Raw genomic sequence first — 25,213 nt, forward strand, 5'->3', positions numbered from 1 at the left:
GGGGCACTATGCAGGGAGTTAATGCAGCCACCGGTAAACGCTTGGCGGGAACCGCTCACTTGCGCCAGTCCGTCTTTGACATCCTGACCACGCCGATCGGTAGCCGCGTTCTGGTCCGGGATTACGGCAGCGATTTACTGGACCTGGTGGACAATCCCCAGGACGAAAGCACGCGGGTGCATATCATCGCCGCCACGGCCAGCGCCCTGGCGAAGTGGGAGCCGCGTCTGCAGGTGAAAACGGTGGCGGTACAGTTTGACGGTGCCGGGCAATTTGATTTGACGATTTACGGCATTAACACAGAAACGGGCTACCCGATCACTTTGGAGGAGTTAACGATAAATGGCGACCAATTCCGCGACGATTAACCTTTCAGAATTGCCCGTTCCTGACGCGGTGAAAGTCCCTGACCCCGCGCTGATTTTTGCCGGCTGGCTGGCGCGACTCCGCGAGCTGGACCCGGATTATGATGCCTTGCTGGAGTCTGACCCGGTGTTTAAACAAGGGGAGGTCCTGGCGTATCACTCAACACTGATCCGCCAGGGCATGAATGACTCTATTCGGGCTGTATTACTGGCCAGCGCCAAAGGGGACGACCTGGACCAGTTGGGCGCTAATTTTGATGTGTTGCGCTTGCTGATAACACCGGGTGACCCGAACGCCGTCCCGCCAGTGGCGCCGGTCTATGAAGACGACGAGGCGTTTAGAACCCGGATACAACTGGCCTGGTCCCGGTTAAGTACCGCCGGCGCCGAAAACACCTACACCTTTTTTGCCGCGTCTGCAGACCCTGACGTTTTAGATGTTCGGGCATACGGTCCCGAAGATCATCAACGGCTTGGTGAGGTGTATCTCTATGTATTGTCCCGCACGAATGGGGGGATCCCGTCGGCGGAGGTGTTGAAAAAGGTAGCCGAAGCGGTCAATAAAAAAGAGATCCGGCCGCTGACCGATTTTGTCACGGTGAAGCCGGCGGAAATGGTGGATTTTGAAGTCACCGCAGATATCCAGATCCCCTACGGCCCGGACACTGACATGGTGATGAAAGCGGCAGAGGATGAGCTAGCCAAGTACCTGGCCATTGTTAACCGTCTCGGCCGGCTGGTGTCGTGCTCGGCTATTGACCGCGCATTGCATCAAGCCGGGATCGTGACGGTAAAGCTGCTTTCACCCGCCGCAGATATCAGCATGGCAATGGGGCAGGCGCCGCGATGCTCAAAAGTGACCCTGCGTAAGGTGATCATTAATGCCGAATAAATTTAAAACCCTCCTCCCGCCCAATGCCATCCCGCAAGAGCGCGCCCTGGAGCAGGCGACAATTGAGGAGGTGCTCTCTATCCCTGACCTGATCCGGATAGTGAAAAATCCGGCGTTGTGCCCTGTTGAGCTGCTGCCGTGGCTGGCGTGGGAGTACAGCGTGGACACCTGGAACACGGACTGGACAGAGGAGGAGAAACGGGCGGCAATCGCCCGGGCGGCGTATATCCATCGGCACAGGGGGACCCGGGCGGCGATCGAAATGTCGTTATCCTCTTCACCGTTCGCCAGCGATGTAGTCGAGTGGTTCGAAAAAACGCCCCGGGGGGAGCCTTACACGTTCTCTCTCGATGTGACCCAGGACGACCGGCCGATCACGTTAACCGACGTGCAGGACCTGAAAAGCGCGGTAATGAAAGGTAAAAACCTGCGCTCCTGGTTCGATGTGTCGTTTAAAGGCAGCCTGGACGGTAAGGCGATTTTAGCCGGCTACATGATTGCGTCCGAGTCATTCTCAATCATCCCCGTGTTTGAGTTTATCGGCGTACATATCAACGGCTGGATGACGTCGGAGTTTGCGCCTACATCGTCGTTTGCTGGGGCCGTTTATACGCTGGTAACGCAAGGCAACTTTGGCGCGATCACCTGGCACGTAACAGGCCCGGCGACGGTGGCCAGTGACGGAACGGTAACAATTACCGGTCCCGGGGCCGTCGCTATCACGGGGACGGATGCCCGGAACCGCTCGATCAGCCACGCAATCAACCCTGCTCGTTACCTTGTTCCCACGCCGGCAGATATTCAGCTTAGCCAGTCTGAGATGCCCGCGTTTATTGAAAAACAGGGCGGCAGAATGTGCCTAGTTGAGGATTTAATTCGCTGGCCGCAAGCCGGCGGAACAAAGGTCCGCGAAATGGGGCATCTGTGGGGGGAGTGGGGAAACATGGTTGCCTACGGTTGGCGCAAGTTTTGGATGGGTTCAACCTCGGAGGAAGCTCGCTGGGTCACTGCCTCCCCGGGGAGTCCCTCAAATTTCAGCCGGTTTGTGCGGTTGACCTCTGTGACAACCGGCAGCGTTTCGCCGTGGGACCCTAACGATTATTCGACGGCTGCTGTGATTGAAGTGGAGAAAAAATAATGGCCTCAGGATTAATTTTAACCGCTGTCGGCGCCGAGGCGATAGAGACGGCTTATCAGGCCGGCGAGGTGGTCACTATCCCGATCGTCGCATTTGGTGATGGTGGTGGGGTATCTGTGACCCCTGACCCTGCAGTAACCAAACTGGTCAATAAATTTGGGGATGTGCCCTTTACGCAGGGGGAATCGGGTAGCGGCATGATCGCCGGCCAGGCAGTTATAAACGCCCGCGATTATCCAGGGAAAGTGGTCCGGGAGTTTGGGCTGATGAGTAGCGCCGGCGTTCTGATTGCCTATGGCGCCTATCCCGATACCTATCTACCGGAGCAGAACGACTCAATAGTAAAAGAGCTGGTGGTGAGCTTTGCTATGCCGTTGGTACACGCGGAAAGCGTGGTACTGGAGATTGATCCGAATGTATCGGTGCTGACGATTGAAGAAGCGGACGCCCGTTATCTTTTCAGGAAGGGCGACACGGCGACGGGCGATCTGGGCGCGCCAATGTTCCAGGCAAATGGCACAAGCGGCGTGCCGGAAGGTTCTGGCATGTATAAGGACCAGTTAAACAACCACGCCCCGTTTTATTCGCCTGATTATCAATGGCCCGTTAATTCTGGGGGGGCGTATGTTCCCCTGGTGAAGGGGCGCGGAACAAGAAAGGCCAAGGGATGGCCAACGGCCGTTAGCTTTGGCTATCTAATGCCCGGCGTTGATATGCACGCCCATCCGGTTATCCATGCAATTGGCGACAGTGGCCAGGAATGCATATGGGAGTTTGATACCCAAACCGGAGGCCTGAGAAGTAAAGCCGGGACGTTTGCGATAGAAGAACAGCAACCGATTGTGCCGCTGCCGTTTTCGGGTGATTCCCCGCCGCCTGGCCATGCCTTAATGCTGGGACAGGCCTTTGATAAAAACGCCTATCCGCGCACGGCGCAGGCGTTCCCGTCGGGTGTTTTTCCCGACATGCGAGGCCGGACCATTTTGGGGAAACCGGATGATCGCGGCCCGTTATCGTTGGCTGATGGTGAGGTTAAAAGCCACGGGCATGGCGGTGAGGTGGTCGGAACGGACCTGGGTTCACCAGAAACAACAGAGAGCGGAGGATATAGCCCGAAACTGCGCTCTTACCCTTCCAATACCTCATTGGATGGTGGGACAAGTAGCCGTCACACCATTGACCAGGATCGCGGGTTTACTGATTACGGGCTGATTGAAGGTGTTCCCCCGCATAAACACAACCTCCCGTTAGGGTGGCACGGTCACGGTTTACGCATTGATGCCTTTGGCGCCGCGAAAAACACCGTTGATAACATAGCATTTAACTACATTGTGAGGCTGGCATGACAGAGAGCTTTGAATTTTCGGATATTCCCCGTTGGGTATGGGTTTATCGCTTTGATGATGCCGGCATTTTTACCGGCTCCCTCAATTTTTACGTAGCACCGCACACGGGACTGCCGGCGAATTGCACCCCGTTGAAGTGCAACCCGAAGGCAGGACAGGCGGGCGTATGGGACGGCACGAGCTGGACGTATATTTCCGATGTGCGCGGATCCACCTATTGGGATCAGCGTGGCAATCAGTTTGTCATGATGGAGCTGGCCGCACTGCCTGAATGGGCTGTGACCGTCGCGCCGCCGCCTGCAGAACCTGGCCATGCGGTTTTGTATACGGGCGATGCCTGGCAGCAAATTGAAGACCGATCAGGGCAGACGTATTACACCGCCGACGGTCGCCCTCAGGCAGTGCCCGATGCCTATTTTATCTTGCCCCCTGACTGCACCTTTACGCCGCCGGCAACGCCCTGGGACCAGTGGGACGGTGAGCAGTGGGTAACAGATACTGACGCCCAACAGCGGGCCGCTGTAGAGCAAGCCGCGCAAACCCGGCAGCGGTTGCGGCAGCAGGCAGATCAGCAGATTGAATTGCTTAATGACGCTGCAGAGGCTGGGATTAGCGAAGAGGGCGACGATCAACGCCTGGCCAACTGGAAAAAATACCGCGTGCTGTTAAGCCGTGTTGATATCGGCCAGGCCCCCGATATCCCCTGGCCCGTGTTGCCAGCCTGATAAAACAACCCCCTGACCGCCGCCGGCGGTTTTTTTATGCCTGGAGATAACAATGGCAGATTTACATGGTGTGGAAACAATAGAGCTAAATATCGGCTCGGTAGCCGTGACAACCATTCAGACCGCGATTATCGGGCTGGTGGGGACGGCGCCAAACGCGTCTAAAGGGACGGTAGCAAGCCGGACCACGGGCACCCCGTTACTGGATAATGAGCTGACGTTTAACGCCTCAGCGCCGGGGCGCCTGGGTAATCAGTACAGTGTTAAGGCTGTCGCCGGCGCTGCAGAGGCGAAAACCTCGGCCAGCTACGCGGCCGGGGTGCTGTCGATCATCCTGGGCGCAGATACTGAGGGCGTGATAACCGCGACCGCGGCCGAGGTGGCAGCAGCGGTGAAAGCCGTGGCTGATAGCAAAATCATTGCCGTTGAAACCACGGCGCCGGGGATTGTGGCGCCATTCACGGCCCTGTTAGCCGGCGGGACCGATGAGCCGTTTCCGCTGAATACACCGGTGGCCGTGATTGGCGGCACCCAATTAAGCGCCCTCGGCGCCGGCGGCACCCTGGGCGAGGCGATCACGGACATTACCGACCAAACGAACGCGCTGATCATTGTCGTGCGTGCGGCGGATAAAGCGGAAGGTAAAGCCGCTGCCGTGCTGAGTACGGAAAAGGGCGTGAAGTTAACGACCGAAGGCGGGGCGAAATTGCTCACAGAGCAGAAATTTGCGGTGGATCCCGACGTGCGGGCCAGTCTGATCGCCGCTATGGGGGCCTGGTCATTAAGCGAATCGATCTCCAGTTACCGGCCGCGCATTTTGATTGCCCCGGGTTTCAGTGAAGACGACGCGATCGGGAAGGCCCTGGAAACGGCCGCAAACAAATTGCGCGCTGTGGCCTATGTTGATTGTGAATCGATGGCCACACCTCAGGAAGTTGTGACCCGTCGCCAAACGTATGGCGCCCGGGTGGAGCTGTTACGCCCGCGTGTCTCGAAAGTGAAAGCCAACGGTGAAATCGCCTTTCGCCCTTATTCCGCGTCGGCTGCAGGCCTGCGCGCGCGGATTGATTTAGAAAAGGGCTGGTGGTGGAGCAAGTCCAATCAGGCGATCGCAAATATCCTCGGCGTTGAACAAGTGGACGAGTTTATCCTCGGCGATCGCAACTGCCAGGCCAACTTACTGAACATGGAAAACGTCACGACCATTATCCGCCGTGATGGTTTTAAGCATTGGGGCAACCGCCTGTGTATCCAGGATCCGCAATGGCAGTTTGAATCAGTGCGACGTACTGCAGACGTTATCGAGGACAGTATCCAGGAGACGGCTTTGCTATACGTCGATCGGCCGCTCGACCTGGAGAATATCGATGACATCCTGGGCACGATTAACTCCTATATGCGCACGCTGACCAAGCTCAAAGCCATTTTTGGCGGCCGGGCCTGGCTGGATGAGGAACTGAACACCGCCGAAACCCTGGCGGCCGGTGAGGTCTATATCGATTATGACTTTGGGCCGAAATCACCCACAGAACGGATCACGATGCGGGTTCGCATTAACAACCAATATGCAGTAGAGGAGCTGGGGACGGTATGAGCGATAAAGCAACGGTAAGAGCCTGGACATTTTTCGCTGGCGGTTTTCGTATCCAGGGCGCGCATGAGTACACGCCGCCGGAGCTGTCGATCGTCAAAACAGACCTGCGCACCGGCGCGCAGGATGCCCCCACGCCGATGGATGACGGGATGGAGGCGCTAACCTGCCAGATCAAGTTTTATGGCATCGATACGGACATGCTGACCCGATTTGGTTTTGTGACGGGTAATCGCAATCGCTTTGCGGCCTACGGGGGCTATCTCAGTAACGGCCGGGCGCTGGGTTCGATTGACGAGATAGAGGGATTTGTTTCCAAAATTACGCCTGACGCCCGGGATAACCAGGCGCTGTCAGAAAAGGCTACCACGGTCGAAATCGCGATCAATTACTACAAACAAACGTTTGAAGGCCGCGAGCTGTTCGAAATCGACACAGAGCGCTTTATTCGCCGTGTGAATGGCGTGGATCAGTTGCGCGGCATTGCCGCCAAAATCCGCCTTTAACCCTTAATCATCCTCGCTATCAAGCGGCCCCCGGGCCGCTTTTTTATTGGAGTTATTTATGAGTTACCCCGCCAACAAACAAGAGATCACTTTCTATTCCCCGCTGACCCTCGAAGACGGCAGCGCACTTACCCGTGTTTTCATGCGGGAGCCGCTGGTGCGGGACCGTATCGAGTTCTCCCGGATGAAAGGGAATGACTTGGAGAACGAGGTGGCCATGATCGCCAACCTTTGCGATATGAACGTAAGGGACGTAGAGAACCTAACCTCGGCGGACTTCTCCCAGTTGGAGGATATGTTTAACGATTTTTTGCTACCGCCCGAAAAGCGGGAGAAATCGACATCCAGCGAGGCCTAAGGCTGCTGGGGCGCCGGCTGCATTACACGCTGGGCGACTGGTTGAACATGCCTTTCAGCGTGTTTAGTGATTTTCTGGTGCTTGAAGTGGAGATAATCAATCGTGGCCGGACTTAGCCAAAAATTAAAAGCTGTTATCAGTTTCGGCGGCAATATCGATTCCAGCTGGGGCCGGTCTACGGACGGCCTTAACAAAGGGCTGAAAACGGTTGAGAAGCAATCGGAGAAGCTGACCAAACAACAGAAAGCCCTGGCTTTAGAAATGAAGCAGGCCAAATTAGCCGGCAAGGATATTGCCGGTTTAAAACGGGACTATGCCGGCATCACACGCGAGATAAAAAAAGCGGATGCCGCGCAGGTGGCCTTAAATCGTGACCTGCAGCGCGCCGAACGCCTGCGCCGCTTTGGCGCCGGCGCTAAAACGGCGGCAGGTCGAACGCTGAAAGCGGGGATCGGGATGACCCTCGGCGGCGGGGCACTGGCGGCAGCGGCCGGCGCCATACTTTCCCCTGTGAATATGAACGCCCGGACCGCTGAATCCGTCGGCAAGGCGAGAACTTACGGCGTGGGCATCGAGACGTATAACGCCTGGGACAGTTTCGGGAAACAGATGGGACTTAATGGGGAGAACTTTGGGGACCTCCTGGAGGAGCTAAAAAACAAGGCCGGCGAATACAAGGCGACCGGGGAGCAATCCTCGCTTAACGATGCTTTCAAGATGCTGAAATTTGGCGCCGGCGATTTTGCCGGCCTGACCAATGAGCAGCAGTTTGAAAAAATCATGGAGCGCGCGCTAACGCACAAAGACGAGCAGGAGGCGGCGTCCGCGGTCGATATGCTGATGGGAGGTGAGGCCAATAAAATCCTGACGTACATGCGCCTGACCGGCAAAAGTTACAAGGAGATGATGGATCAGCAGAAGCATTACAATCTGGTCACGAAGGAGGGTGCTGATGGCGCCATTCGCGGCAATATTGCTTTCAGTAATCTGCGTAGCGTGTGGGGATCGGCCGTGGAGGAAATCGCCGGCAAGCTGGGCGGTTCGCTGGCGCCCAAGGTGACGCAATTGGCCGATGAGCTTTCCGCCTGGTTCAAAAATGGCGGCATCGACATCATTTCCACCACGATCAGGAACAAATGGATCCCGAACCTGGTGGAATTCGCCAACGGGATAATGACGGTCACAAAGTTGTTTCTGGCCATCGCCAGAAAATTAGCCTGGCTGTTGCCCGATGAGCAGAGCGCCAAAAAAGCCATTGTGCGATCTCTTGGTAAAGGGGACATCGAGGGCGCGCGTGGTTTTGCCCAAACGCGGGGCCAATCTGCCTGGCTGGAATCCATTTTGAAGGACCCGGAGAAGCAGAAGGCACTGCAGGGCATTTACAGCGATGCGCAATATTCATTATCCAGCGAGCGGATTATGAGTCCTGGTGCATATTGGGATAAGACCGACGATCGGATGCTGGCCGCTATCGGGGAAACTGACAAGGGTGATGATCCGTTAGAAGGGGCCTTTTCTTTCCTGTCTTCACTGACCAATCAGGGCGCCGCCGGCGACAAGCCGGCGATGACGGACAATCGCCGGCAAGAGGTCAACATGACAGTGATCGCTCAACCTGGCCAGGACGCGCAAGCGGTGGCAGATAGCGCAGTGTCGTCAATGAAAAGTATGGATGTATTCAACGGTAACAATGCGATGCATGACCCAGCGGAGGCCTGGTAATGGTGGACATTATCGGCACGATCACGGGCGCCTATGATGCACGGCGGCCGGCGGACAGCGCCAGCATTATGATGATGCTCGGCACCTTTGAGTTTTCTATCGACACGGCGACCTATAACCAGCTGACGCGGGAGGCCCGTTGGCGCTGGAGTGAGCAGGAGCGGATCGGCAAACAGGACTTACTGCAGTACACCGGGAAATCCGCCCGGACAGTCAAAATGGACGGGGAAGCGCATTCCCAGTTTCGAAACGGTGTGGCCAGCATTGATACGCTTTATGACCTGGCCGACAAGGCCGAGCCTCAGCAACTGGTGAGTAGCGCCGGCGATGTGCTGGGCTGGTGGGTTATTACCGATTTTACCGACACGACGCCGGCGTTTTTGCCTGGCGGCGCTCCCCGCAAGAAAACCTACTCGATCACGATAAAACACTATGCCGACGAATTATCTAACCCGTGAGGGTGACGTGCTGGATGCCGTCTGTGCGGCCCACTACGGCACGGAGAACCTTTCGCAGACCGTTGTAACGGTTTTAGACGCTAATCGCGAACTGGCGGCGATGGGGGCTGTTTATCCGGCAGGGTTAATCATCACCCTACCTGACATAGAGACGCCAACGCCTGAATCACCGATCCAGCTATGGGATTAACCGATGCAACAAAAACAGCCGGCCGAATTCCGGCCAGAATTCCGCATTATTGCGGAGGGGCAGGATATAACCGCGATCATTCGTGAAAACCTGGTTGATATCAGCATAACGGACAACGGCGGCGCCACGGGCAAAACTGACGAACTGCAAATTACCCTCCTGTCTGAAACGCTAAAACTCCCCCCCAAAGGCGCCCGCCTGAGCGTCGCCCTGGGCTTTAATGGCCAGTTGGTCGATAAGGGCTGGTTTGTGGTGTCTGGCCGCGCCAGTAGCGGGCCACCGCGCAAGATCCAGCTTTACGCCACATCGGCCCCAATGAACGCGCAAAAACAGCCAGGTGATGTACAGAGCCAGAAAAGCCGCAGCTGGGACGGCGTGACGCTGGGGGACATTGTGAAAACGGTGGCAACTGATAATGGCCTCATCCCCAAAATAGCCACGCAGTTGGCCAGCATCGCGATAGAACACATTGACCAGGTGAGAGAGTCCGACGCGGCGCTGATGACCCGCCTGGCACGTGCGCATAACGCGGTGAGCAAGGCCGCCGGCGGTTATTGGTTGTTCCTGGAGCAGGGGGAGGCGACCACCGCCAGCGGTGGTGCCCTCAGTAACGTAACGATAACCCGGGAGGCGCTATCCTCGTGGAGCTATTCGGATGGCCAGCGCGGGGCCACAACGGGAAAGCCGGCGAAGACGGCGGACGGTAAGGGCAAAAAGGGCAAAGTGAACGTTGCCTATTTCGACCCCGCTGATGGTCGAACGAAAACGCAATCACTGGAGCATGATGGGCCTGACCAGTCCAACCCCTTCACGCAGCCGAGCAAAGCCCAGGCGGACAGCAGCGCCAAATCAAAAATGACGCAGGCCAACCGGAACGAAAGGCGAATGACGTTAAGCGGGCCGGGCCGGCCGCAGTATGTGCTGTTGACTGCCGAAAGTCGGATAACAACGGCGGGATTTGGTGAGGAGGAGGATCGCACCTGGTTAATCGAGTCCCTCGCGTTTTCTTTGAGCAGCTCAGGCCTGGCGATGGCGTTTAACTTGGTCACTGATATTAAACCGCCAGCAGAGAGCAAAGCGAAAGCTGCGAAGAAAGAAAAGAAATCCGATGGCATTGGCTACTTCGATTAACGCTATTCAAGTAAGGTAAAATGATGGAAAAGTTAAGGCTTGTCCGTTCTGCACAACAATCAAAATCAGCTTACCAAAACATTCAAGATAATGAATTATCATTGTCAATATCCAAGCTGCCACCTACTGATAAATTAAACCTCACTGCTTTAGTTCCCGTTGTTAATGAAGGGGTGACTGAGGCGGCGACAATAAAAGATATCGTTGATTTACTCGATGGGGGATCGCCTGGTGATATCAAGTTAGACCCCAGCGCGAATAACTTGCTAAGTAATAGTAACGCGGGACTTATTTTAGACCGTTACAAGGCCCCTTGCGTGGGTATTACCGGCACGTATGTAAGCACCGGCGCGGGGCCTGACTTTACTCAGGATAACGCGTTTAGTGAAACGGGCGGCATTTGGAGAGTGAAAAATACCCTTATGCTTAGCCGAGTACCAAGTACGGCTAATGGTGCGGTCATTGTTGATATCACGCTGGGGAAAATACCCTGTGATAGCTCGGGGATCCCTTTGCAGTATACGTTAAGTGTCGGGACGACAAGTAAAAAGGTCGGCGGAGTCTGGCGTCAGCATTCTGTTATGATATTGGCCATTGTTGGCGCTCCCATTAAATTAATGGATATCGTTTCCGGAGTTTTAGAAGATTACAAAGAGGGAGTAGCGTGGGGGGTAAGCGTTAAATATACGTTTGGGGATATGGCCCCATCGGTACCATAATTACATTGAAGTTTATAAAGAAAAGAGGCAGATAATCTGCCTCTTTTAGTATCCCTGGTGCTGGTGGATTTTTTATCTTTTAATCATACCAATAAATATCGTTCGGATAATGTTTCCGAATCTTGCCGCAGCACGTCTTAAAATTGATGGTGGCTTGCATTTCTCACAGTAGCTCGGTTCGCCGTTTGCCCAACCGGTGGTTTCAGCTATCCATAACCCACACGTTCTGCAAAACGTCATGTTGTGTGCAGACATGATACACCTCCATATGAAAACCATTATTAATGGTGCGTGTATTATCTTGGAGTTGCAAATGGGTATTGCCGATCAATTAGTTGCAGATTGATCGTTGAAAACGATCGCTTACGATTAGCCAGGTGACTACCAGACTTGTCTGTACATTGAAATGCCTCGGTAGGGAACACAGAACTGCAGTTGTGTTGGGGGAACGTATAATGGCTTAAGTTTTTATCGTGCTTGTGTACTTATTCACGTAGGCCAGATACTGGAAGAACTTCATCTTCATTCATCAAAAATATCTTTCTTTACCGATCAATATCCTACCTTTCTGAGAGATTTCCGAACTTTCCCCCGCTAAAAACTTGCGTTTATACTGTATAAAAACACAGTACAAGGGCAACATTATGACTTTCTTTTATCCAACACCAAACCCCACCAAACTAGAGATCCCGCTGTTTTCCGATAAAGTACCAGCGGGCTTTCCCAGTCCTGCAGCTGATTACGTCAGTTCACGTATCGACTTGAACGAGTACTGCATCAGCCACCCTAACGCGACCTATTTCCTCTATGCGACCGGCGACTCGATGCTGGAGGCGGGCATCACGGAGGGCTCTATGCTCGTTGTCGATCGCAGTATCAGCCCAGCTCATGGCGATATAGTTATTGCCAGCATCGCCGGCGAGTTCACTGTGAAACGTCTCTGCTTACATCCGCGCGCGCAGCTGGAGCCAATGAATCCAAAGTATGAGCCGATCCTACTCCATGACAGCGGCGACGATTTGGAGGTGATAGGCGTCGTGGTGTCATCGATAACGAGGCTTAAGTAATGTATGCGCTTGCTGATGTGAATAGCTTTTATGCGAGCTGCGAAACCTTGTGGCGTCCAGACCTGCGCGGCCGGCCCGTTGTCGTTCTTTCGAATAATGATGGGTGCGTTGTTGCCAGGAACAAGGAGGCGAAGGCTCTGGGCCTGAAAATGGGGGAACCCTATTTCAAAATTAAGCGTGAATTTGAGAGCGTTGGGGGGATAGCGTTCAGCAGTAATTACGAGCTTTATGCTGACATGTCACAGCGAGTGATGGCCGTTTTAGAAGAGATGGCACCGCGCGTAGAAATTTACTCCATCGATGAGAGTTTCATGGATCTGACCGGCGTGCGTAACTGTATCGACCTTGAAACCTTTGGCCGCCAGGTGAGGGCTAAAGTGTTACGCAATACCGGCCTAACAGTCGGGGTTGGCATTGCCCAAACCAAGACACTGGCGAAGCTGGCCAACTTTGCGGCGAAGAAGTGGGACAAGACTGGCGGGGTTGTGGACCTGTCCAACGAAGGGCGCCAGCGCAAACTTATGGACTTACTGCCGGTGAATGAGGTCTGGGGTATTGGCCGGCGGATATCGAAAAAACTCAACATGATGGGTATCGAAACCGCGCTGCAGTTGGCCGATGCCAGCACGACGATGATCCGCAAACACTTTAGCGTTGTGATAGAGCGGACTGTGCGGGAGCTACGCGGTCAGCCTTGCCTAGAGCTTGAAGAATTCGCCCCGACTAAGCAACAGATCATTTGCAGCCGAAGCTTTGGTGATCGAATCACTGAATATGACCAGATGCATCAGGCAATCTGCATGTATGCGACACGTGCAGCGGAGAAATTGCGAGAGGAACGTCAGTATTGCCGGCATGTCAGCGCCTGGCTTAAAACCAGCCCATTCGCCATCAATGAGGAATACTACGGTAACACCGCAAGCATAAAACTGAGCACGCCTACACAGGACACTCGCGACATCATCGCCGCGGCTATGCGTTGCCTTGATGCGATTTGGCAACCCGGCCACCGATATCAAAAAGGCGGGGTGATGCTGCAGGATTTTTACAGTCAAGGCGTGGCTCAGTTAGGGCTGTTCGATGAGTACAAACCACGGCATAACAGTGAGCAACTGATGGGTGTACTTGATCGGATCAATAACTCGGGCAGGGCCCAGCTATGGTTCGCTGGGCAAGGGGCACACCAGTCGTGGTCAATGAAGCGTGAGCTACTTTCACCGGCATACACGACACGGCTTAGTGACCTTCCACGCGCTCGGGTGTACTAAACCAGAGACAAAATTTCATCTGGCAGTCAGCTTTGAGCGAAAAACGGTAGTTAGTACTTATCTACCTACAATTACAATTATTACGAAAGCAATGGCTACTCAGTTCTGACCAATACTACAGCACGTGGAGTTGATCGCTCAACTTTCCAAGAGGATTCTTCGCGTGGCAATTCAAACCCTTCGATCAACTCATTAGGTAGATCAGAATCAGGGTGTATTTCCCTGAGTGACGATAGCACACTTCCCAACCAAATTCGCATTTCAGTGGCTCCAGTTGAACCATATAAAACCTGCTGAAGAGGTGTACCTATCAAGCCCAATTCAAGTGACCGCCCAAAGGTTTCCATACAACAAGTTGCAGTTATCTCTTCATAATGACCAATTTTGCGAACTTGCCCTAATCGAGTTTTCCACTGGAGTGTACCCGACGGCTTGTAACCGTTTTTCAAAGGACTAAGTCCGTTCGCAACAAAGTAAGCAAAATCGAACCCCGGACCTTTAGGATAAAAAACTCCAAATGTACCTACTGATGGTAGTAGGGCACTAGAAAGTAGATCGTCGGGGAGATGAATTTTTGCTGAAGTAGCACTTATTGAGGGGCGATTTGATAGTAAGTCCCACTGCTCTAAATTTGCACGAAATTTGTATGGTGCAAACACCATTGGAGCACACTTTAATGAGTTAGAAGAGACCTTTGCTTGATTAAAAGTAACGCGTGCAGCACTAGGGTTTCCCACTGGGTAATGGATGATCATTACGTCACATAATTCACAGCGAGGGACTGGTCGTCCTGCACCTCGAGTAGCACCAAATTTCACTTGATAACGATTACCATGATATTCTTGTGCCAATGCGTTGGAACCGAGTGCATTGAACGCACGGATAAATGCACGGAATAGTGCTATTTCACCACTAGCAGCCAATGACTCTTTGCGAAAGGCATTCTGAAGAGCTATTCCAATCATTAGATTTATAGTTTCCCTAGTTAGGAAATTCTTGAAGATAGTGATAATACTATAATTAATCAGTGAGTCATTAAATATTAACTATTAGTATTCCGCTCATTTTACCCTAAGTCCTTAGGTATCGTTGCCTTAGACCTATAACATTTTCGTTTTCTCATAGCAGCGAAAAAAATAGACTAAAAAAGAGCCGTTAATTGACATCAAAAAAATAATTACCAATTTAATTATTTTATTTGAAGAATATCCGCTATTGGCACGGAACGGACAAGCGAAGATCCGCTGTGAGCGAAGAGCGGTCATTTGCTCAGTTTAGACTTCCCCATCGCTAGTATTACCCCTTGTTATTCACGTTTGACAGTCATAGATAGTGGGTATATCCTAGCGGCTCGCATGGCTGACCCCATGTCTGTAGGCCACCTATGGGAATCAAACCGTCGTAAAAGCGAACAAGCTGTGAACAGTGTGAATGAGATACCTTCCCAATTGGGCAAAGTGATCTTGTCTCGTGGCCTGGCAATATCCAAAAGCCCTAATTTTGGAGAACGTGCTTATGAACACGAAAGCTGCAAGCCTGCAAGAAATCACCCTGACAGTCCTGGGGGAAAATCACCCTCCGATTCGCCAGAAGGTCTTTGACAGTAAAGACTTCATCTTGCCTAGTTCACGGGTTGGCGTTGATAGCCGTGAGCCCAAAACCCGTAAAGAGAAGATGAGCGCTTGGGCAAATACCCCGCTAAGTGAGAGGGGCATCGAGCTCACAAGGCTTATGGATCAGCAAAATCCATTTCATCATCTCGTTAAGGCGATTGATACCTCCCAGCTCACCCTGTCGATTCCCAATAAGGACATCAAGGTAAAGGTCAAAGACCTTCGCGAAGCAGCTCTAAAGGCTGTGCCAGAGGGGACAAAGATCGGTGTTGCTTTCGAAACCTATGCCAAAGAGCAGTATGGCCACTCCTATTCTGATCTAGTCAGCGATGCTCGGAACAAGGTTATAGCCCGATTCAAAGCCGCATTTGCGGAGAACCTTGATTACGACCCAATGAGTGATGAGTACCATACGGATAAAGAAATTTTCTTGCACCCTCCAGTGTGGACGCCCGAAAACTCCATTGAGGAATACAAGTCGCTTGCAAAACAAGGCCATGTTTACTCCCAGTATTTGGCTGGTGTGTTCCTTGCCTCGAACGCTGGTGGCTATAAGGTTGAGTGTGTTGAGTACCTGCTGATGGCGTACGAAAACAAGCAACCCGAAGCAATGCGTGTATTAGCTGAGTTCCTGCATTTCAAAAGCGACTACTATGGTGCTGTGCAGTGTGCGCTTTTGTCTATTGACGGTGGGGATGACTACTCGAAGAAAATCGTTCGTGAAGTGCTAGGTAATACCTCTGACCGGATTGTGCGGATTAGTCATGGCGTAGCGCCGCTTAGCTATGTGATCATCGAGAACCTCCGTGTAAACGGATTCGGCTCGATCCTGAAGGAGCATTTCAGCGAGTTCAATCCTGATCCACCGCCCGTAATGCAGATTCCTGGATTCAACCTAGGGGGGCGGTCATGAGTAGCGTAAACATGTGGGAAAGAAACGGTTCTGACGAAGAACAGAAGTTCGAGTGCATGGATTGCGAGTGCACTACCTCCGAGGCTGATTTTGAATCTGTCGATGACGAGCTGAATCAGCAAAATCCGCGCTGTCCTGACTGTCAGAGTTGGTACCGAATCTCCCGCGAAACCTGCGACTGTGGTGAGCCGGCCACCCATGAGGTAGAGTTAGGTTTCATTTGCGACGACTGCTATGAGCACTATGTCAGCGTTTACATACGGGACTAATGCTTAGGGTGTGGGGCGTGCTTAATTGCTCGCACGCTCCCACATACTAGTTCTACTTCGAACATTTTTATAGATAAGCGGCCACCGTCAGCTTTTGGCACCGAGCTGCCTGTCAGATTGGCTCTGGGCCTTAGCTGTCTCAGATCAAGTCTGGGCTAATACATTTGAGTCATGGTTGAAATCCGTCATCTGCACTTTCTCACGCTTCCTGCCGCATTTCCTCGATAGCCTCTCTGTCGGCTGCCCCATGACGGTGAGCGCAGTCGCAGGCATTATCAAAACCAGATAAACATTGATTATAATCAGAAGCTTACGAATTCCCTAAAATTATACACCCACATAGATTAAATGTGGTTTTTATTATTATATTCAATTGGTTATGAACTAGACTGCAATCTACTGCTGCGTCACATGGGTTGGTTCGAAGCGGCTGACCTGATTGTTAAAGGCATGGAAGGCGCAATCGCTGCCAAAACCGTGACCTATGACTTCGAACGCCTGATGGAAGGCGCTAAGCTGCTGAAATGTTCAGAGTTTGGCGACGCTATCGTTAAACACATGTAAGAGTGTTTAAGCGTTAAATGATAACGGGAGCCTGATGGTTCCCGTTTTTTATGGATGGTAATTTAAAGGGATAACACCCGGCCAAGCGGATCCTGATAACACCAACGGTCTTTATAACCCGCGGTCGGTTTGCCAAACGAGTAACGCATGGTTTTTCCCACGGCTTCGCACAGCTCATAAGCGGATTTGACATTTAGCCAGGTGACGATGGTCCCTGGGCAAAATGAGTCATGACGCTGGTCATATCCGCCATTAACATAATCAAAATTAATCCATTTAGGGCTTTCTGCTTTGGTTATGAGCTGAAATGCGCACGGCTCTCCGGCTAGAAATAAAATATGGCCAAAGAGAAATTGCCGCAAGGATGTAAACATATCTACGGTTTCTAGAAAATGGCTCGGCCGGTGCCCCCAGCGTTTTTCAAACAGATCGAAGTATATTGTGATGAGCTCCTGTGGGGGAAAATGACTTTGGTCGAAAATTTCACCACCGGCCTTGATAAATTTGTTTAGCTCTCTTTTTCTGCTGTTTTTCGTCGATGAAGAGAATCCGTCTTTACCACAACCTTTTGCCAGGCAAACAGCGCGATGACTGTTTAGCTTGAAGCTTGAGTTTAGAACATTTCTTCTATTTAAAGAGGAGAGTATTTTCGTTTTAAAGGGCAATGCAATTCTGAGCTTAGGATGAAATGGGAGCGTTATTTCATCTTTGTTGAACTGATAATGCCCGAGCTTTATCGCTTTCGCCGTCTTGCCATCACAGGCAAAGTTGCTGTTTCGCCAAGAGCAAAATGCACCCAGTAAAGTACCATTGCTATTTCTCTTGATAGAGTAGTGCGGGCGGCAATCGAGCCTGCTATGCAGGAAGGCCAATACTTCGGGGTGAGTGATAAAATTCCCGCCATATAAATCAAAACATTTCTTGTAGTCGGCTGCCGTGCCTGGCTTCCATCCAGAAGCTAAATTTGTTAATTTTTTTATCATAATGTTGTGAATTTTTATTTTTCAGGAAATAGAGTATAAATGAATTACCCACTCAAAATGAAGGGTTAATGCATTGGTTGCTGGGTATGAATATTTAATCGCAGGCAACGGCCTAACGGCTTCTGTAAATGACAGAATAGAAAGTTGCATCGTTTATGACTTATTAATTAATGCTAAGGTAAACGGAGCGATCGCCCAGGGAAGGGATATGAAGAGATAAAAAAACGGGAACCCCATGGTTCCCGTTTTGCGTTGCAGTTTCTAATGCCCTTTAACAGAGAATACTTTTTCACTCCGCCTTGGTGGCGTCTGGGTGATTCTTGCCTTCCTCGATAAAATCTTCGTCGATCTCATCGGTGGTTTCTGCACTGTCGCGGCCGGAAAGAATATTCCAGCAGGCGATGAACAGGGCGGCGATCAATGGGCCGATAACGAAGCCGTTGATACCGTAAATCTCCATGCCGCCCAGGGTTGAAATCAGGATCAGGTAGTCCGGCATTTTGGTGTCTTTGCCGACCAACAGCGGGCGAAGAATATTGTCGACCAATCCGATGATCACCACGAAGAAACCGACCAGGAACAGGCCTTTCCACAGCATGCCGGTGGCGAAGAAATAGATGGCTGCCGGTACCCAGATAATGGCGGAACCCACCGCAGGGATGATGGACAGGAATGCCATCAACGCGCCCCACAGCAGGCTGCCGTCGATCCCGGTGAAGTAAAATGCCAGACCGCCAAGCGCACCTTGCACCACGGCCACGACCACCGTGCCTTTCACCGTCGCGCGCGACACGGCAGCGAATTTCACAAACAAATGGTGTTTAACGTGCTGGGATAACGGCAGGGCTTCGAGCGTCAGATTGACCAGGTATGGGCCGTCTTTGAGCAGGAAGAACAGCAGATACAGCATGACGCCAAAACCCACGGCGAAGTTGAAGGTGCCTTTACCAATCAAAAAGACGCTGCCGGCCAGGTATTGGCCGCCCTTGAGTGCCACTTCGGAAAGCTGTTTCTGTATTTCCGCGGCGCTATCCAGATTATGTTCCGCCAGAAAATGCCGTGCCCATCCGGGGAGCAATTTCAGGGTGTCGGCAACAATAACCGGGAACTGCGTGTTATTGGTCTGCAGCTTGGTGTAAACGACGTTCAGTTCAATCGCCAATGAAGAAGCGATGATCGCCAACGGCGTAAAGACGATCAAACAGATCACCGCGAGCGTTATCAAAGAAACCAGGCCGTTTCGGTCGCCCAGATACTGTTTAAGTTTTTGTTTCACAGGGTGGAAAATCACCGCCAGGATGATAGCCCACAGCACAGATGAGTAGTAGGGACCCAAGACGTCCATAAAAGCAGCGGTAACGATAAAAAGGATCAGAAGAAAGAATCCCTTTGAAATACCTTTAGACATCATACCCGTCCCTCAGATGATAGATTTTGCCGGTGGATCTCGGTATTCACCGGCATTGACACTTCTTGAAGAATAAACCCTATCATCACAAACGGTTAACAGGTAGCGGATTTTATCGGTGAACAGTTAATAGAATTTACTAATAGTGCCTCATGTTATGAGGACATTAAGCTGATGAGGTGGTGGCAGGGCATGCATTGCCTAGGCTCTGGTTTTCGATGCGAGCGCCAGTGCCAGGATACTGCCCAACAGCGCGGCGGCCAGCACCATACCCGCGGGAGCGGACCAACCGGCATAGGCGACAAGCGCACTCAGTACGATGGGGCCGATCACCTGACCGAGATAAATGCCTTGCATCACCAGCCCCAGGCTCAACGGGATCAAACCCGGTTCTGGCGCCGCCGCCGGAGTGGCGGCCAGAATGGTGGCGGGCATCATGCCGCCAATGGCGCTAAACACTAAGCACAGTGGGATCAGTAAAGCGTTTGGTGTAACGGACAGGAAAACGCCGGTACCGGCAAGCCCCATCAGCAGGCTGACAACGGCCAGCAGATTTCGAGCCCGCAGGCCGCGCGAAAGCAGTACCCCAGCGGCAAGATTGCCGAGGATATTGACGGCTATCACCGCCGCGCTGATCCCACCGGCGACAGCCAGCGTCAGCCCTATACGCTGCATCAGGAAAATCGGCAGAAAGGCCATCACGGCGAAGAACTGCAGGTTATAGGTAGTAAATATCAAGGCCAGCAGCAGGGGCTGCCGTGCGCGCAGGATGCTGACCAACGCCTGACGCAGTTTCAAGGCAACAGCGGAAGACGTGGTGACAGCGGCTCGCGGAGTGGTGAATGGCAGCAGCAGCGCGGCCAGCAGGGTGAGGATACCGCCGGCGATCCAGCTTTGTTGCCAGTTGCTAAAATGCGGGCCGAAAAACAGCGAAATGGCCATGCCCGCCGGCATAAAGGTGCTCCAAATACTGAAGACCAGATTACGTTTTTGCGCTGAAACCACGCGTGTGAGCACGGTTGGCGCTGAGACCACGACGATAACGAAGCCTATCCCTTCAATCGCGCGGGTGACGATCAAACCGATGAAGTTGTGTTGAGCCGCGCCAACGAAGCTGGCTATGCTGACGATCACCAATCCCAGCCCCAACAAACGCCGGTCGCCCCAACGGCGCACCAGCAGGCCGGCGGCGATGCCACCGAACACGCCAATAAAGGGAAAGGCCGAAATGATCCAGCTCAGCGACTCCAGCGAACGGCCGAATTCGCGTTGCAGCTCAGGTAAGGCAATAGTCGCTTTACCCACGTGCAGGGCAACGGCAATACCGGCGAGCACCACATTGGCGATAGCCGGCCAGTGAGTGGTCGGGGTATCGAGGGTTGCGTTCAGCGTTTCAGGTTTGATGGCGGACATGGCGGTCTCCAGCGACGACAAAGACCAGACTATGCGCCTGGGCGCGACTAGTAGCAGTTCAATTATTGCTCTGTTTTTTGGCGCAACCGCATATTTCGAGCTTAATTGCGCAATCGCACTGGAAACGTTGGTACACCATCGCAGAGCCGCTGTTTATCGGGGCACGTCTTTAAGCCGGGGAATGGCCTTGGCTTAGGTACTGCGTATAAGAAGATGCCGATAGTATTTCCGCATCAGATGGATTGATATCTGGCTCCATATAAAGACGGGGATCGTGACTGTGACCAGGATCTGCAGCAAACGCCCCACTTCGCCCTCGACATGTGGGTAAATAAAATGGGATACGTGAAGAAATAGCCAAATCAACGCGATGTAGATCATCAAACCAGCCCAGCCCTCCCAATGGCGAAAAGTTCTAAAATAGGCATCGCGGTAATTACGATTGCGTATCCTGCGGGGTAGTGTCTGCAGCTCTGGGATTTGGCGTCGCGACCAATATATTTTCATGGCAACCTCCTGTTGCTAAGATGCATATGATATTCATTCGCAACAATGTCTGCAATCTGCCTGGCTACGACTTGGCCGCTCGGGAAGTAGCTTGCCAATGATCAATATCATTGAAGGCGATTGCGCGTCTGAATAACACTGGAGCCCCTATTCAAGGAGAAAAAGATGTACAGCGACAACGAGAAAAAGTTCTATATCATCCTGAACCGCAACCACGAACCGGCCACCTTATTTAACGCTTCCTGCCATTTAACCGCCGGCATTACCGATCTGATCGAACAGCGTGAATTCGACCATTATCCCAGCGCTATTGAAGGCGTAAGCGCCAATATGAGTCATTATCCGATCGTGATCCTGCAGGCGAAAAACAGCAGCCAGCTCAGCAATCTGATGCTCAAATGCAAGGAGGAAGGGGTGTTAGCCAACTTCTTTACCACCACCATGCTGTCCCATTCCGCAGAGCAACAAATTGCCGATACCGCCAATACCGAGTATGACAAGCTGGAGTTCGTTGGGGTGGCGCTGTACGGGGATAGCGAACAACTTAAGCCGCTGACGAAGAAATTCTCCGTTTACCGCTGAGGTTTCCTCCGCGCTGGGTGATTAACGCGCCCGATCACACAAACTCCGCATCGGCTTTCTTTCAACCTGCCTGCCATGATAGTTTCTATCAAAACAGTGATGGGAATGATTATGGCGGGCAAAAAAACGACGCTGGCAGCTATCGCCAGAGAGGCGCACGTCGGTGTCGCTACGGTCGATCGAGTGATCAACCAACGCGCGCCGGTGCGGCCGGAAACCGAGCGTAAAGTCATAGCCGCGGCACAAAAGCTGGGGTTTGCGCTGGAGAAATCCCACCGGCTGTTTGAAGCCGCCAGACAGCCTGCCGTGCGCCTAAAAATGGGTTTTATCCTGCTAAAAAAGGAGCATTCATTCTACTCGCAGCTGGCGGAAAGCTTGCTGGAGCAGGCTATGCCTTATCACGATCGCGAGAGTCCGCCGCAATTTATTTTTCATGATATTAGCGCGGTCAGCGACACCGCCGCCGCCATTACGCAGTTAAGCCAGAGCGTGGATGTTATCGGGGTGTTGGCGCTGGATAATCCGATGATCCGCTATGCGGTTGAAGAAGCCACTCGCCAGGGCGTGAAGGTGTTCACGCTGCTGTCCGATCTGTCGGTACACTGCCGCGCCGGTTATATCGGGTTGGATAATCAGCAGGCCGGCCGTACGGCCGCCTGGGCAGTGGAGCGCCTGTGCCGGCGGCAGGGCGAAGTGGGGGTGATCATCGGTGACAACCGCTTTCAGTGTCAGGAAACCTGTGAAAGCAGCTTCCGTTCTTATCTGCGTGAGCATTTAAGTACGCAGCGGGTGCTTGAGCCGGTCCGCAGTCATGAACAGGCCGAAAGTGCCAGGCAAGTGACTCATACTCTGCTGGAGCAGCATCCGAACCTGGTCGCTCTGTATGCCCCCTGCGGCGGCGTGGAGGGAATCATTGCCGCATTGCGCGAGAGCGGCAGGCAGCATGAGGTCATGCTGATTTGCCATGGCCCGGTTGAGGGGGGCGAGATGGCGTTGATTGACGGCACTTTGGACCTGATGTTGAGGCACAGGATCCAGGAATTCGCCGCCTCGATCGTCAACACCTTTATTTCTGCCGCCAGCGGCGACGCTTCCGGGTTTACCCACTGCATCAACCGTTTTGATCTGATCACCAAAGAAAATATCTGATTATCGGCTCCCGGCATGGGAGCCAATTCCCTCGCTAAAAATACCGTGCTCCCGTGAAGTCACGGCCTGTCTATGTTTGATAGAAAAACATCATTTGATCTATCAAAAATAACGCGATCGCCATCAAAAAATGAAAATTCCATCATTGTCCGTTTCGAAATTTTCGTTTGATACTGGCGCTACACAACACCAAGAGACGGACTGAAAAATGACTTTGCCTATTGCCAACGCTCCCTGCAGCTGGGGAGTGGATGATCCTAAAAATCCTGACCTACCGCCTTATAGCAAAGTGCTGCAGGAAGCGAGCGCAGCAGGTTATCACAGCATTGAATTGGGGCCCTGGAGCTATCTGCCCACCGATGCCGCAACTCTGACCGCAGAGTTGCAACGGCATTCGCTGTCGTTGGTGGGGGGCACCATTTTTGATGATTTGGTCAGCGAGCATAACTTCGAGCACATACTGGCACTGACCCACAACATATGCCGCAACCTCTCGCAGGCGCCCCAGGCGCAACCCATTTGCGAGGGCCATTTTTCACCGCCGTATCTGGTGATTATCGACTTCGGCAATCCGCAACGGGCCAGGTTTGCCGGGCAATCAATGCAGGCACCGCGGCTGGATACAGCCGATTGGAACAGGATGATCGGCCACATTATTGCCGTTAGCGAGATTGCCTGGCAGGAATATGGGGTACGACCGGTGGTACACCCGCACGCCGGAGGTTGTATTGAGTTCGCTGATGAAATCGAACTGCTGGCCGCGCAGATCCCGCACCACACTGCGGGGTTGTGTCTGGATACCGGACATCTGTACTACTCCGGCATGGATCCGCTCACCTGGCTCGAGCGCTACTTCTCCCGGATTGATTATCTGCATTTCAAAGACGTTAACCCGCAGGTGTTCCGCAATGTGTTGGAGCGTGGTTTGGATTTCTTTACCGCCTGCGCGCAAGGGGTTATGTGCCCGCTGGGGAAGGGAGCGATTGATTACCCTGCCGTGCGCGACTTATTGTCTGCGCGCGGCTATCAGGGGTGGATCACCATTGAGCAGGAACGGGATCCGCGTCAGGCGCAAGGCAGCCTGCGCGACGTAACGGATAGCCTTACTTATTTACGCAGCGTCGGTTTTTAATCAGGAGCAACGAGATGATTAACGGTATTAAACCTCTGGAAAGATCTCTGCGGTGGGGCATGGTCGGCGGCGGGGGTACCAGTCAGATCGGTTATATCCATCGTTCTGCGGCATTGCGCGACGGCACTTTCACCCTACTGGCCGGCGCGTTTGACATTGACGCATCGCGCGGGCGCAGCTTTGGGCAAAGCCTGGGCGTGGCAGCGGAGCGCTGTTATCCGGATTACGCCACGTTATTCCGTGAAGAAGCCGCCAGGGCGGACGGCATAGAGGCGGTTTCCATCGCTACGCCAAACAATACCCATTTCGCTATTTGCCAGGCAGCGCTGGAAGCCGGCCTGCACGTGGTGTGCGAAAAACCCCTGTGTTTCACCACGCAGGAGGCGCAAGCACTGGTGGAACTGAGCCAAAGGCAGCATAAAATTATCGGTGTTACCTACGGCTATGCCGGGCATCAACTGATCCTTCAGGCGCGTCAGATGATTGCCGATGGCCAACTGGGTGAGATCCGTATCATCAACATGCAGTTCTCTCACGGGTTCCATGCCGCGCCGGTGGAACTGGACAACCCCAGCACGCGTTGGCGGGTGGACCCGCGTTTTGTCGGCCCCAGCTATGTATTGGGTGATTTAGCCACCCACCCGTTATTCCTGGCGGAAACCATGGTGCCGCAGTTGAAGATCAAACGGTTGATGTGCAGCCGTCAGAGCTTTGTCAAAACTCGTGCGCCGCTGGAAGACAATGCCTATGTACTGATGGAGTACGATAATGGCGCTGTCGGTTCAATGTGGTGTTCGGCAGTTAACAGCGGTTCTATGCATGGCCAAAAGGTGCGTATTGTGGGGGAAAAGGCCAGCCTGGAATGGTGGGACGAACAGCCTAACCAACTGCGCTTTGAAGTGCAGGGCGAGCCGGTACGTATTCTGGAGCGTGGTATGTCCTACCTCGATCCTATGGCATTGGCGGAGGATCGCATTGGCGGCGGTCATTCCGAAGGGCTGTTCGAAGCCTGGTCGAATCTTTACCGGCGCTTTGCGTTGGCGATGGACGCCACCGACCGGCGAGACGAGGCGTTTCTGGCTGGTTTTTGGTACCCCAACGTGCATGCCGGCGCGATGGGGGTACGCTGGGTGGAAAACTGCGTGCGCTCCGCCGATGCCGATGCCAGTTGGGTGGCGTTCCGCTAATCATTTCGACTGATGTA

Annotated in this window: 25 protein-coding genes and 1 pseudogene; 22 read left to right on the forward strand and 4 right to left on the reverse strand. The window is 53.0% G+C overall.

The window, feature by feature from the left end; all coding sequences use genetic code 11:
• Positions 1-8 precede the first annotated feature (8 nt).
• The 15 genes from M2407_RS05455 (at position 9) to umuC (ending at position 13,476) form a co-directional block, all read left to right on the forward strand.
• On the forward strand, positions 9-368 hold the full coding sequence (locus tag M2407_RS05455; RefSeq protein ID WP_122078803.1) for a GPW/gp25 family protein: 360 nt from the start codon (positions 9-11) through the stop codon (positions 366-368).
• Positions 343-1,257: a baseplate J/gp47 family protein gene (locus M2407_RS05460; protein ID WP_259216996.1), complete on the forward strand. Its 915-nt coding sequence runs from the start codon at positions 343-345 to the stop codon at positions 1,255-1,257. The genes M2407_RS05455 and M2407_RS05460 overlap by 26 nt, the downstream gene beginning before the upstream one ends.
• Positions 1,247-2,395, forward strand: a complete 1,149-nt coding sequence (locus M2407_RS05465) for a phage tail protein I (protein ID WP_259216998.1) — start codon at positions 1,247-1,249, stop codon at positions 2,393-2,395. The genes M2407_RS05460 and M2407_RS05465 overlap by 11 nt, the downstream gene beginning before the upstream one ends.
• Positions 2,395-3,741 carry a phage tail protein gene (locus tag M2407_RS05470; RefSeq protein ID WP_017892545.1) on the forward strand — a complete coding sequence of 449 codons (1,347 nt, stop codon included), beginning with the start codon at positions 2,395-2,397 and terminating at the stop codon, positions 3,739-3,741. Before M2407_RS05465 ends, M2407_RS05470 begins: the two co-directional genes overlap by 1 nt.
• Entirely contained in the window at positions 3,738-4,466 is a 729-nt protein-coding gene (locus M2407_RS05475) for a tail fiber assembly protein (protein WP_259217000.1), read from the forward strand. The genes M2407_RS05470 and M2407_RS05475 overlap by 4 nt, the downstream gene beginning before the upstream one ends.
• A 52-nt stretch (positions 4,467-4,518) precedes the next feature.
• Entirely contained in the window at positions 4,519-6,060 is a 1,542-nt protein-coding gene (locus M2407_RS05480) for a phage tail sheath C-terminal domain-containing protein (RefSeq protein ID WP_259217001.1), read from the forward strand.
• Complete coding sequence (locus tag M2407_RS05485; protein WP_259217002.1) at positions 6,057-6,563, forward strand: phage major tail tube protein; 507 nt, start codon at positions 6,057-6,059, stop codon at positions 6,561-6,563. Before M2407_RS05480 ends, M2407_RS05485 begins: the two co-directional genes overlap by 4 nt.
• Before the next feature lie 58 nt (positions 6,564-6,621).
• Positions 6,622-6,921, forward strand: coding sequence for a phage tail assembly protein (locus M2407_RS05490; RefSeq protein ID WP_017892549.1), 300 nt, complete (start codon positions 6,622-6,624; stop codon positions 6,919-6,921).
• A 102-nt stretch (positions 6,922-7,023) separates the two neighbouring features.
• Positions 7,024-8,643 (forward strand): hypothetical protein, encoded by a 1,620-nt coding sequence (locus M2407_RS05495; RefSeq protein ID WP_259217004.1) that lies wholly within the window; start codon positions 7,024-7,026, stop codon positions 8,641-8,643.
• Complete coding sequence (locus M2407_RS05500) at positions 8,643-9,101, forward strand: phage tail protein (RefSeq protein ID WP_259217007.1); 459 nt, start codon at positions 8,643-8,645, stop codon at positions 9,099-9,101. The genes M2407_RS05495 and M2407_RS05500 overlap by 1 nt, the downstream gene beginning before the upstream one ends.
• Positions 9,076-9,291 (forward strand): tail protein X, encoded by a 216-nt coding sequence (locus tag M2407_RS05505; protein ID WP_259217009.1) that lies wholly within the window; start codon positions 9,076-9,078, stop codon positions 9,289-9,291. Before M2407_RS05500 ends, M2407_RS05505 begins: the two co-directional genes overlap by 26 nt.
• Before the next feature lie 3 nt (positions 9,292-9,294).
• Entirely contained in the window at positions 9,295-10,422 is a 1,128-nt protein-coding gene (locus tag M2407_RS05510) for a contractile injection system protein, VgrG/Pvc8 family (RefSeq protein ID WP_259217010.1), read from the forward strand.
• A 23-nt stretch (positions 10,423-10,445) separates the two neighbouring features.
• Positions 10,446-11,141: a hypothetical protein gene (locus M2407_RS05515; protein ID WP_259217012.1), complete on the forward strand. Its 696-nt coding sequence runs from the start codon at positions 10,446-10,448 to the stop codon at positions 11,139-11,141.
• A gap of 644 nt (positions 11,142-11,785) precedes the next feature.
• Positions 11,786-12,208 carry a translesion error-prone DNA polymerase V autoproteolytic subunit gene (gene umuD / locus M2407_RS05520; RefSeq protein ID WP_044550118.1) on the forward strand — a complete coding sequence of 141 codons (423 nt, stop codon included), beginning with the start codon at positions 11,786-11,788 and terminating at the stop codon, positions 12,206-12,208.
• Complete coding sequence (gene umuC, locus M2407_RS05525; protein ID WP_259217014.1) at positions 12,208-13,476, forward strand: translesion error-prone DNA polymerase V subunit UmuC; 1,269 nt, start codon at positions 12,208-12,210, stop codon at positions 13,474-13,476. The genes umuD and umuC overlap by 1 nt, the downstream gene beginning before the upstream one ends.
• A 95-nt stretch (positions 13,477-13,571) precedes the next feature.
• Here umuC and M2407_RS05530 read toward each other — a convergent pair whose 3' ends face one another.
• The gene (locus M2407_RS05530; RefSeq protein ID WP_259217016.1) at positions 13,572-14,441 is read right to left on the reverse strand and encodes a hypothetical protein; all 870 of its coding nucleotides are present in this window, start codon (positions 14,439-14,441) and stop codon (positions 13,572-13,574) included.
• Positions 14,442-14,991: 550 nt separating this feature from the next.
• Here M2407_RS05530 and M2407_RS05535 point away from each other — a divergent pair.
• The 3 genes and pseudogenes from M2407_RS05535 to M2407_RS05545 all read left to right on the forward strand — a co-directional run.
• Positions 14,992-16,002: a hypothetical protein gene (locus tag M2407_RS05535; RefSeq protein ID WP_259217018.1), complete on the forward strand. Its 1,011-nt coding sequence runs from the start codon at positions 14,992-14,994 to the stop codon at positions 16,000-16,002.
• Positions 15,999-16,271: a hypothetical protein gene (locus M2407_RS05540; RefSeq protein WP_259217019.1), complete on the forward strand. Its 273-nt coding sequence runs from the start codon at positions 15,999-16,001 to the stop codon at positions 16,269-16,271. Before M2407_RS05535 ends, M2407_RS05540 begins: the two co-directional genes overlap by 4 nt.
• Positions 16,272-16,670: 399 nt before the next feature.
• Positions 16,671-16,835 (forward strand): annotated as a pseudogene (locus M2407_RS05545) (NADP-dependent isocitrate dehydrogenase); the annotation flags it as partial.
• A 62-nt stretch (positions 16,836-16,897) separates the two neighbouring features.
• On the opposite strand, the gene M2407_RS05550 reads toward M2407_RS05545, so the two are convergent.
• The 3 genes from M2407_RS05550 to M2407_RS05560 form a co-directional block, all read right to left on the reverse strand.
• Positions 16,898-17,818 carry a GNAT family N-acetyltransferase gene (locus M2407_RS05550; protein WP_122078833.1) on the reverse strand — a complete coding sequence of 307 codons (921 nt, stop codon included), beginning with the start codon at positions 17,816-17,818 and terminating at the stop codon, positions 16,898-16,900.
• A gap of 289 nt (positions 17,819-18,107) precedes the next feature.
• Positions 18,108-19,229: an AI-2E family transporter gene (locus tag M2407_RS05555; protein ID WP_020826483.1), complete on the reverse strand. Its 1,122-nt coding sequence runs from the start codon at positions 19,227-19,229 to the stop codon at positions 18,108-18,110.
• Between the two features lie 198 nt (positions 19,230-19,427).
• The gene (locus M2407_RS05560) at positions 19,428-20,639 is read right to left on the reverse strand and encodes a CynX/NimT family MFS transporter (RefSeq protein ID WP_122078836.1); all 1,212 of its coding nucleotides are present in this window, start codon (positions 20,637-20,639) and stop codon (positions 19,428-19,430) included.
• Positions 20,640-21,311: 672 nt separating this feature from the next.
• On the opposite strand from M2407_RS05560, the gene M2407_RS05565 reads away from it, so the two are divergent.
• The 4 genes from M2407_RS05565 (at position 21,312) to M2407_RS05580 (ending at position 25,196) form a co-directional block, all read left to right on the forward strand.
• A complete protein-coding gene (locus M2407_RS05565) occupies positions 21,312-21,728 on the forward strand; it encodes a DUF2000 domain-containing protein (RefSeq protein ID WP_020826487.1) in 417 nt (138 codons plus the stop codon).
• A 111-nt stretch (positions 21,729-21,839) separates the two neighbouring features.
• Positions 21,840-22,877 carry a LacI family DNA-binding transcriptional regulator gene (locus tag M2407_RS05570; RefSeq protein ID WP_128864298.1) on the forward strand — a complete coding sequence of 346 codons (1,038 nt, stop codon included), beginning with the start codon at positions 21,840-21,842 and terminating at the stop codon, positions 22,875-22,877.
• 208 nt (positions 22,878-23,085) lie between these two features.
• A complete protein-coding gene (locus tag M2407_RS05575) occupies positions 23,086-24,009 on the forward strand; it encodes a TIM barrel protein (protein ID WP_130015600.1) in 924 nt (307 codons plus the stop codon).
• Between the two features lie 14 nt (positions 24,010-24,023).
• A complete protein-coding gene (locus M2407_RS05580; protein ID WP_259217024.1) occupies positions 24,024-25,196 on the forward strand; it encodes a Gfo/Idh/MocA family protein in 1,173 nt (390 codons plus the stop codon).
• The last annotated feature ends 17 nt before the right edge of the window (positions 25,197-25,213 follow it).

Source organism: Serratia sp. BIGb0234 (genome assembly GCF_024809915.1).
In the GTDB taxonomy this organism is placed as follows: Bacteria; Pseudomonadota; Gammaproteobacteria; order Enterobacterales; family Enterobacteriaceae; genus Serratia; species Serratia liquefaciens.

What these genes read in the sequence shown, in the direction of transcription:
- M2407_RS05455 (WP_122078803.1), top strand. Translation starts at nt 9, where the DNA reads ATGCAGGGAGTTAATGCAGCCACCGGTAAACGCTTGGCGGGAACCGCT.
- M2407_RS05460 (WP_259216996.1), top strand. Translation starts at nt 343, where the DNA reads ATGGCGACCAATTCCGCGACGATTAACCTTTCAGAATTGCCCGTTCCT.
- M2407_RS05465 (WP_259216998.1), top strand. Translation starts at nt 1,247, where the DNA reads ATGCCGAATAAATTTAAAACCCTCCTCCCGCCCAATGCCATCCCGCAA.
- M2407_RS05470 (WP_017892545.1), top strand. Translation starts at nt 2,395, where the DNA reads ATGGCCTCAGGATTAATTTTAACCGCTGTCGGCGCCGAGGCGATAGAG.
- M2407_RS05475 (WP_259217000.1), top strand. Translation starts at nt 3,738, where the DNA reads ATGACAGAGAGCTTTGAATTTTCGGATATTCCCCGTTGGGTATGGGTT.
- M2407_RS05480 (WP_259217001.1), top strand. Translation starts at nt 4,519, where the DNA reads ATGGCAGATTTACATGGTGTGGAAACAATAGAGCTAAATATCGGCTCG.
- M2407_RS05485 (WP_259217002.1), top strand. Translation starts at nt 6,057, where the DNA reads ATGAGCGATAAAGCAACGGTAAGAGCCTGGACATTTTTCGCTGGCGGT.
- M2407_RS05490 (WP_017892549.1), top strand. Translation starts at nt 6,622, where the DNA reads ATGAGTTACCCCGCCAACAAACAAGAGATCACTTTCTATTCCCCGCTG.
- M2407_RS05500 (WP_259217007.1), top strand. Translation starts at nt 8,643, where the DNA reads ATGGTGGACATTATCGGCACGATCACGGGCGCCTATGATGCACGGCGG.
- M2407_RS05505 (WP_259217009.1), top strand. Translation starts at nt 9,076, where the DNA reads ATGCCGACGAATTATCTAACCCGTGAGGGTGACGTGCTGGATGCCGTC.
- M2407_RS05510 (WP_259217010.1), top strand. Translation starts at nt 9,295, where the DNA reads ATGCAACAAAAACAGCCGGCCGAATTCCGGCCAGAATTCCGCATTATT.
- M2407_RS05515 (WP_259217012.1), top strand. Translation starts at nt 10,446, where the DNA reads ATGGAAAAGTTAAGGCTTGTCCGTTCTGCACAACAATCAAAATCAGCT.
- umuD (WP_044550118.1), top strand. Translation starts at nt 11,786, where the DNA reads ATGACTTTCTTTTATCCAACACCAAACCCCACCAAACTAGAGATCCCG.
- umuC (WP_259217014.1), top strand. Translation starts at nt 12,208, where the DNA reads ATGTATGCGCTTGCTGATGTGAATAGCTTTTATGCGAGCTGCGAAACC.
- M2407_RS05530 (WP_259217016.1), bottom strand. Translation starts at nt 14,441, where the DNA reads ATGATTGGAATAGCTCTTCAGAATGCCTTTCGCAAAGAGTCATTGGCT.
- M2407_RS05535 (WP_259217018.1), top strand. Translation starts at nt 14,992, where the DNA reads ATGAACACGAAAGCTGCAAGCCTGCAAGAAATCACCCTGACAGTCCTG.
- M2407_RS05540 (WP_259217019.1), top strand. Translation starts at nt 15,999, where the DNA reads ATGAGTAGCGTAAACATGTGGGAAAGAAACGGTTCTGACGAAGAACAG.
- M2407_RS05550 (WP_122078833.1), bottom strand. Translation starts at nt 17,818, where the DNA reads ATGATAAAAAAATTAACAAATTTAGCTTCTGGATGGAAGCCAGGCACG.
- M2407_RS05555 (WP_020826483.1), bottom strand. Translation starts at nt 19,229, where the DNA reads ATGATGTCTAAAGGTATTTCAAAGGGATTCTTTCTTCTGATCCTTTTT.
- M2407_RS05560 (WP_122078836.1), bottom strand. Translation starts at nt 20,639, where the DNA reads ATGTCCGCCATCAAACCTGAAACGCTGAACGCAACCCTCGATACCCCG.
- M2407_RS05565 (WP_020826487.1), top strand. Translation starts at nt 21,312, where the DNA reads ATGTACAGCGACAACGAGAAAAAGTTCTATATCATCCTGAACCGCAAC.
- M2407_RS05570 (WP_128864298.1), top strand. Translation starts at nt 21,840, where the DNA reads ATGGCGGGCAAAAAAACGACGCTGGCAGCTATCGCCAGAGAGGCGCAC.
- M2407_RS05575 (WP_130015600.1), top strand. Translation starts at nt 23,086, where the DNA reads ATGACTTTGCCTATTGCCAACGCTCCCTGCAGCTGGGGAGTGGATGAT.
- M2407_RS05580 (WP_259217024.1), top strand. Translation starts at nt 24,024, where the DNA reads ATGATTAACGGTATTAAACCTCTGGAAAGATCTCTGCGGTGGGGCATG.